This is a genomic window from Slackia sp. (assembly GCF_977041755.1).
The window spans coordinates 1-7,630 of sequence record NZ_CDRRGL010000091.1 but is presented as its reverse complement, the minus strand read 5'-3'; the positions used below and the strand labels follow the sequence as shown (position 1 = coordinate 7,630).

At 57.3% G+C, this 7,630-nt stretch carries 5 protein-coding genes; 2 read left to right on the top strand and 3 right to left on the bottom strand.

The features are described from left to right. Positions 1-160: 160 nt before the first annotated feature. Positions 161-1,669, bottom strand: a complete 1,509-nt coding sequence (locus ACWI8T_RS07070; protein WP_123218958.1) for an FMN-binding glutamate synthase family protein — start codon at positions 1,667-1,669, stop codon at positions 161-163. A 3-nt stretch (positions 1,670-1,672) separates the two neighbouring features. Next, a complete protein-coding gene (locus tag ACWI8T_RS07065) occupies positions 1,673-2,902 on the bottom strand; it encodes a class II glutamine amidotransferase (RefSeq protein WP_449138438.1) in 1,230 nt (409 codons plus the stop codon). A 1,008-nt stretch (positions 2,903-3,910) separates the two neighbouring features. Between ACWI8T_RS07065 and ACWI8T_RS07060 the strand changes: the two genes are divergently transcribed. Beyond that, a complete protein-coding gene (locus ACWI8T_RS07060) occupies positions 3,911-4,786 on the top strand; it encodes a LysR family transcriptional regulator (RefSeq protein ID WP_449138437.1) in 876 nt (291 codons plus the stop codon). A gap of 126 nt (positions 4,787-4,912) precedes the next feature. Further along, positions 4,913-6,529 carry an FAD-dependent oxidoreductase gene (locus ACWI8T_RS07055; protein WP_449138436.1) on the top strand — a complete coding sequence of 539 codons (1,617 nt, stop codon included), beginning with the start codon at positions 4,913-4,915 and terminating at the stop codon, positions 6,527-6,529. Between the two features lie 210 nt (positions 6,530-6,739). On the opposite strand, the gene ACWI8T_RS07050 is transcribed toward ACWI8T_RS07055, so the two are convergent. Continuing rightward, a partial coding sequence (locus tag ACWI8T_RS07050; protein WP_449138435.1) for a DUF917 domain-containing protein occupies positions 6,740-7,630 on the bottom strand: 891 nt, incomplete at its 5' end.

Below are 7,630 nucleotides of genomic sequence, written 5' to 3'. Positions count from 1 at the left end.
TCGCCCTCGACACGCACGCGGTTGTAGATTTCATCGCCCGCAAGCGTAAACGCCTTCACGATGTTTCCTGGCCACGGCGAATGCTGAGCCTTGCAAGCCACCTCGCAACGGCGGCAATTCACGCACCATTCGGGAATCGCGTAAATCCTCTTCATGCCGATCACTGCTCCCCTGCGTATTTCACGCCCAGAATCTCGAGTTCTTTCTCGTTCAGTCCTACGCCGCGCAGCATAAGTCGATTGCCGCGCAAACTGTCGATGGCATTGATGCCCATGCCGCCCATGAGCTCCTGAACCTCGTGGTTCCACGCGCGGACCAAATTCACCACGCGCTCGGCGCCGATTTCGGGATTGAGACGCTTCGTGAGGTCGGCGCGCTGCGTGGCGATGCCCCAATTGCACTTGCCGCCCGCACACGCCTGGCACTGATGACAGCCCAGGGCGATAAGCGCGGAGCTTGCGCAATACACGGCATCGGCGCCTAAAGCGACGGCACGCACGATGTCGGCCGAATTGCGAATGGAGCCGGCGGCCACCAGACTCACGCGGCTACGAATGCCCTCATCGCGAAGGCGCTGGTCAACGCTCGCAAGCGCGAGCTCAATGGGAATGCCTACGTTGTCGCGCGTGCGAGCCGGCGCTGCGCCCGTACCGCCGCGGAAGCCGTCGACGACGATCACGTCGGCGCCCGCGCGTGCCATGCCGCTCGCGATAGCGGCCACGTTGTGGACGGCAGCCACTTTCACCGAAATGGGCTTGGTGTAGTGCGTCGCTTCCTTCAAGCTGAAAATGAGCTGGCGCAAGTCTTCAATGGAGTAGATGTCATGGTGCGGTGCAGGGCTAATAGCATCAGTGCCCTTCGGAATCATGCGGGTGCGGGACACTTCATCGTTGATCTTCTCGCCAGGAAGGTGTCCGCCGATGCCGGGCTTTGCGCCCTGGCCGATTTTAATTTCGATCATCGCCGCGGTTTCGAGGTAGTGCATATCCACGCCGAAACGGCCCGACGCCACCTGCACGATAGCGTGATTACCATATTTCTCGAGATCTTTATGCAGGCCACCTTCGCCGCAGTTGAAATAGGTGCCCAGCTCCTCGGCCGCCATGGCGAGCGACTTTTGGGCATTCAGCGAAATAGAACCAAAGCTCATGGCCGAGAACATAATGGGCACATCGAGCTTGATGCGGGGCGGCATCGGCGAGACCACCTTGCGCTCGCGCTCATTGATGCGCAGCGCCTCGGGACGGCTGCCCAAAAACACACGGGTCTCCATGGGCTCGCGCAGCGGGTCGATGGAAGGATTGGTAACCTGGCTCGCGTTGAGCAGCAGATGGTCCCAGTAAATCGGATAATGCTGGGGGTTTCCCATGGAAGAAAGCAGCACAGCGCCGGTTTGCGCCTGCTTGGCGATATCTTGCATGGCGGCAAGGTTCCAGTTGTTCGAGCCGTTGCCGACCTGGGGCCAATTCGTAATGGCAAGTGCGTTCGTGGGACACATGACCACGCAACGCTGGCAGTTCACGCACTTCTTGTGATCGGCGACCACACGGCCCAAGTCGGTATCGACCATATGCACCTCGTTAGCGCACTGACGCGCACACACGCCGCATTGAATGCATTGGTTGGGATCGCGCTCGACCTTATAGCGCGGATACGTGAAATCGAGCATGGCTTAGGCCTCCTTTCGAGTGATGCGCGTTTGCTGGTGGATGTCGGGCTCGTTTTCCGCAGCGGCGTTCTGTTTGGCGCGCGCGACCTCGTCGAGCTGCACCACGAACGGCACGCCGCCTTCGATGGAGCGCACATTCTCGACATCGGGGCACACAAGCTCGATGGACGCTTGCTCGCTGGCCAAATACACCATGGAGTCTTTCTCGCCAACCATCAACGCGCGCAGCTTCAGGCGGTCGTTCAAGGCCAGCAGGCCCTCTTCCGAACCCAAAATCACCGAGAACGGGCCGTTCACGAGCGCGTCGGAATACACGCAACGCAGCGCCGTTTCGAATTCAGCTTGCTCGGGCGGCATGCGGTCGATGGCATCCCACGAAGGAGCGGCCATGATATGCGCGGCCATTTCCTGAGAGAAACCGTGGCGGCGAACGAGCAGATCGAATAGATAGGTGATGACTTCGGTATCGGTCTGCAGCGCGCAGTCGTAACCGAATTGTTCGACGTAGCGACGGTTGGTGTCATAGCTGGAAATCTCGCCATTGTGCACAATCGACCAGTTCAAAAGCGTGAACGGGTGAGCGCCGCCCCACCAGCCAGGCGTATTGGTGGGAAAACGCCCGTGCGCAGTCCACAGCCATGCCTTGTATTCGTCGATACGGTAGTACTCGCCGATTTCTTCAGGGTAGCCCACGCCCTTGAACGCTCCCATGTTCTTGCCAGAGCTTGCAACGAACGCTCCATCGATGTGGGCATTAATGTAGAACACGCACTGCATGACGTATTCTTGCTCGTCGAATTCACCCAGTTCAAGCTCATGGTGCGACGGGTGCGGGGTGAGGAAGTAGCGCCAGGTGTCGGGCGGATTCTTGATTGCCTTCACCGTGGCGGTGGGAATGCGCTCCTGCTTTTCGGAAAGAAAATGTTCGTTGAGATACGCTTCCGTATTCATGCGCGCTTCATGGCTTTCATAAAGCACGTGGAACGCATAGAAGTCGGCATATTCCGGATAGATGCCATACGCGGCGAAGCCTCCGCCCAGGCCATTGCTGCGATCGTGCATGAGCGCGATGGCCTTCAGAATGTCGCGGCCGTCATGGCGCGCGCCAGACTTGTCCATGATACCGGCAATGGCGCATCCAGCGGGAATGCACACGTCGCCTTCACGCAGGCCGCGGCTGTCAAGCGCGCGTGCGCGGGCTGCCGCCTGCTGCGGCGTTTCAGCATAGTGCATGCTGCACCTCATTTCCCCCATTGGCCCAACCCGGGCAATTCGAGGCGTGGCGGCCTCGTCGCGACGGGCGCGTGGCGATGCGCCGCGCCGCAAGGGCTGGGTAGCGAATGTAGTGTTTCTAGGGTATGGATGCAGCGTTTCACGAGCGTGACACGCATGTTACAGCGAAGTGTAATGTGTGTTTCAAAGGCGTTAACGCCGCAGGAGGAACACGGAGGTTCGATACGGCGGCAGAAGGCACAACGGGATTCAGCATGCGGCGATAGGGGGAATAGCGAACGCTCGCAAAAGGCGGCGGAAAGCGCTACGCGGACGGAAAGGAGCAAGCGCCAGGGGGAAGCGGCGAGCGACAGAGCCGAGAGGCCAGGGGCAGACGGCAGCGGCCAAACAGAATGGCAAGCACCAGGCGCCAAACGGCAAACGGCAGGCAATGATTGACAGAACCGGGAGATCGGCAGCGAACGGCAGACGACGAGCGGCACGTAACGCAACGTGAGGCAGACGGCAGCGACGAGCATGCGCAACGACGCCGCGCTCCTCCGAATCGTCCATTGCGTCCAAACAAGGGTGTCGTGACAGAAAATGGCGCAATGGGGCCCTTCTGCAGGGTCAATTATTCAAGAAAAGGCGAGTGGCTCACGGCAAGGAATACGTTTTACCTAATAAGAGGCAACATCGATTTCATAGCGAAGTCCCGCCCCGCGAAAAACAGGCCCCATAGCCGCCATTTCTGGCATAGAAATACAATTCCTATGCAATGAGGCCCCTTTCGCGCATTTCCTGCCATGGACAGGAGTTATGTCGCAAACCAAAAATCACTCTATAGATGAGAGTACATTTCGCAAGCACAATCGCCGCTGAGCAAGAGAGCAATCGCAGGCTGCATGCGCAACGAAAGCATCGAATCGTCGTGAGAAAAGACACATCGACGAGGCCGTATGCGCAGCTTTTTCAGAATCTCAACAGCCAAAACCGCTACCATATCCATCGGGGAACATGGAGGGGAATATGAGAATCACTCAATTGGAATACTTCGAGTCTGTGGCGCGCAATCTAAGTTTCACCAGAGCATCAGAGGAATGCCACGTTGCGCAGCCCGCCGTTAGCCAGCAAATCCGAGCTTTGGAAAAAGAGCTGGGTTTCGCATTGCTCAACCGAACCACGAAAGGCGTCACGCTCACGGAAGCGGGCCGGGCATACCAAGGAGAAATCACTGCAATTCTGCAAAGCCTCGACAGGTCGGCGCGCAAAGCGCGCGCAATTTCCCTCGGTAGCGCAGGATCACTCATTGTCGGCATCGCAAACTCGGGCCAAACAGCAGTGCTTGGCGCAATTGAGCAGTTTTCAGCGCGCTATCCTGAAATTCACATCGAATTGAAGCGCGCGCATTCCCTTAATCAATACCAACAGCTATCGCAAGGATCTTTTGACGTAGCCATAACGGCTTCACCTTGCCTTGCCGGCCACGACGATATTTGTATGGTTGGAAAGCGCAATTCAACGCTCAGAATCGCAATGAGCAAAGAGCACCCTCTCGCAAAAACAGCCAAGCAACTCACCACCGACGATCTTATCGGCTGGCCCCACATTATCGCCGATTGCGAGAATGAGCAGTTGCTTCAAGCAACCTATCCGTACCTTCACGGCGACACGAGCACGCCCATCGTACGAGTAGAAGATCAGGGCATCGGTCTTGCAACGATGCTTTTAGGCTTTGGCGTCGAGGCTGTGCCGGAAGAAGTGTTTCCCTCATTGCAAGATGGCTATGTCGTGCGCCACGTCATAGGGTATCAGGCAACGCTCGAAACGGGCTGGGCCTATCTCGCCAACAACCAAAACCCAGCATTAATGAAGTTCATCGACTTCGCCAATGTGCACCTTTAATCACTTTTATCGTAATGAGCTGCAGTTATAAGCGCCTATTATCACCGAATCAAAAACCGATATTTCACAAAAATATAACGTCGACCTAAGGTTATCTCGTCCTGAAAAACAAGGAAGGGATTTGATATGGGTATTTCTGAAACGGGCTTCACTCGCCGCAATTTCCTCGCTGGGGCCGCCGCCGGCCTCGCGGGTATTGCAGGTGCGAACATGCTCGCTGGCTGCGGCTCTCCGAAAGCAGAAAGCACGAAAGCCGATGCGGAAAACGAAGCGACCGTGAAAACCGCCGACGAAACACGCGAGACCGACATCGTTATCGTAGGCTCGGGTGCTACGGGTTGCATGGCTGCTTACGAAGCCGCAAAGCAGGGCGTCAAAAACGTCATCGTTGTCACCAAAAGCGACAATGCGACTGACTCCAATTTCAATGTGATCACCGGCACCTGCGCTTTGGAAACCGAGGGGACCAAATCCATCGGGCAAACTTACAGCCTAGTCGATATGTACCAACATATGCTCTCGTTTGCCCATTGGACCGTAAACGCGAAGCTTTTGAAGAATTGCGTCATGCTCCTCCCGGAGAACATCACCATACTGCAGGATATGGGCGTCGAAACCGCCATCCTAGGCGATCGATATAATGTCGGCTTTACCTGCGTTCATGGATTCGTAACCACCGACAAGGGCAAATACGTCGAAGACTACCTCACCGAACAAGGCGTCGAGTTCATGTACGGCGCACCAGCAACCCATATCCTCATGGAGGATGGGAAAGCCGCAGGCGTGCAAGTCGAGCAGGGCAAAAAAGTCATCGATGTTAAAGCGAAAGCAGTTCTGGTCTGCACTGGTGGCTACATGGCCAACGAGGAAATGCTTCGCGAAGTATATGGCGGCGTTACGCTGTGCAACATGGGCTCCGAAAAAAATACCGGCGATGGACAACGCATGGTCCTCGAAGCCGGGGGCATGGAAGACCGTATCCATGGTCTAGGCATGAATGACATTTACGGCATGAACGCAAAGAGCACTATTTCAGTGTTCAATGCCAACCCCTTCATGCAGCTCGCGTTTTACGGCGGCCTGGTGGTGAACCCCGATGGCAACCGCTTCATGAATGAATACATGCTGGCCCAGGAACCCATGAGTGGCGGTGGCGAGGCCACCCTGCACGAACAGCGCTATTATGCGATCTTCAGCGGCGACGTGCTGAAGTCCATGAAGGACACCAGCTATTACGAGAGCATCGGCAAACCCGCAGTATGGACATCTGCTGCGACCATGTTCAACGCGCCTCTTGCCGACTTTGACGCAAGTCTCGAAACCGCAATCAAAGAAGGCTGGTGCTTCAAGGCCGCAAGCATCGATGAGCTTGCAAAAGAGACGGGCCTTGTCAACCTCGCGGAAACAGTAAAAACCTACGATGCAATGGTTGCGACCAAAGACGATACGGAGTTTTACAAGCGCGAAGAGTTCCTCTGGCCCGTTGAGGACGGGTCGAGCGAATACTACGCTTTCGAATACAACCCCAGCGCTTTCAACACCTTTGGCGGTGCCCGCACCGATGCGAATTGCCGCGTGCTGGACGTAAACTTCAAGCCTATCGAGGGCCTGTATGTGGGCGGCGTTGAGAACGGCAGCCTGTTCAGCACCCCGTATTACGACTGCGGCGGTTCTTGCTCGGGCCTTTCCATGTCATCCGGCCGCGTAGCTGCGCGCCATATGGCCGAATACATCAAAGCCTAATCCGGCAGCAGGACCCCTCCCCCGCTGCAAACAAACGCGAGTCCTGTCAGGTCGTTGGCCCGACAGGACTCGTCTTCTTATAGCAACGAAACTCCTCCCACGAAGCATCGCCAAAAGAGTTTCTACCTTTTTCGGATCTTCCCCCTTTAATGCATTCGCGGCGAGAATTCGCCACGGGCCGCGCAATGCCATGTCATATGCCGCGTTCTTTTATTTACAGCGCTCTTCGACGGGAACGAACTCCACGCCCTCGTAGCCAAAGACGGCAGGGCCAACCGTGGCCAGGCCCTCAGGCGTGCGCCACTGCGGCGCGCAAGGAATGCCCAGCACAATCGCGCGGCAACCGTACTTCAGGGCCTCACCCGTGATGGGAGTGAGCGTTTCGCTATCGAACATGGCGATAAGATCGGGTGCCGTGCACACCACTTCCCCATCGCACTCGGCGATAAGGAATTCGTTCTGGAAACGCACATCGAGCACGCCGCCCTTATAGGCATCCATGCCCTCCAAATGCACCAAGCCGCGCGCGAAACCACCGACGGTGCGGCGTTCCACGTCTTCGACCTTGCCGCGGAACAGCTCCACCGCGCCAAGCGTCTCGCGAAGCTCGGAAATGTCATTGGAGCGCTCTTCACGGGCGCGGCGCAGGATGCGGCCGACGTTTTCGCACAGCGTATATGTGCCGGCCACGCTGTGCGCCTTGGCCTCGGCACCCGTCATGCCGTAGCACGCGAGCGAAATGTTGCCGCCCATTTCCACCGTGGCGCCGCGGCACAAATCTTCGCCGCACTTATTCGTGGCCGCATGCATGAGCAGCGTATTGCCACGCTCATCGGCCACACCAATGGGACTTGCCGATTGGCCGTACATCGACCACGTCACCATTTGCAATTCAGGAAACGCGCGGCCCATGCCGTCGGCATCGAGCAGCGGAATGTGGCGCTGCGCCGCAGGAAGCATAGGATGCAGCGAGTTCCAGCCGCCTGCTTCAGACGGAATAAGCGCATCGAAGGTATGCCCCACTTCGCGTTCAAGCGCTTCGAGCGCATAGACCGGTTCGGGGCCTGCGGGCACCTTTTCGACGAGCACCGTAGGCGCTCC

What these genes read in the sequence shown, in the direction of transcription:
- ACWI8T_RS07070 (WP_123218958.1), bottom strand. Translation starts at nt 1,669, where the DNA reads ATGCTCGATTTCACGTATCCGCGCTATAAGGTCGAGCGCGATCCCAAC.
- ACWI8T_RS07065 (WP_449138438.1), bottom strand. Translation starts at nt 2,902, where the DNA reads ATGCACTATGCTGAAACGCCGCAGCAGGCGGCAGCCCGCGCACGCGCG.
- ACWI8T_RS07060 (WP_449138437.1), top strand. Translation starts at nt 3,911, where the DNA reads ATGAGAATCACTCAATTGGAATACTTCGAGTCTGTGGCGCGCAATCTA.
- ACWI8T_RS07055 (WP_449138436.1), top strand. Translation starts at nt 4,913, where the DNA reads ATGGGTATTTCTGAAACGGGCTTCACTCGCCGCAATTTCCTCGCTGGG.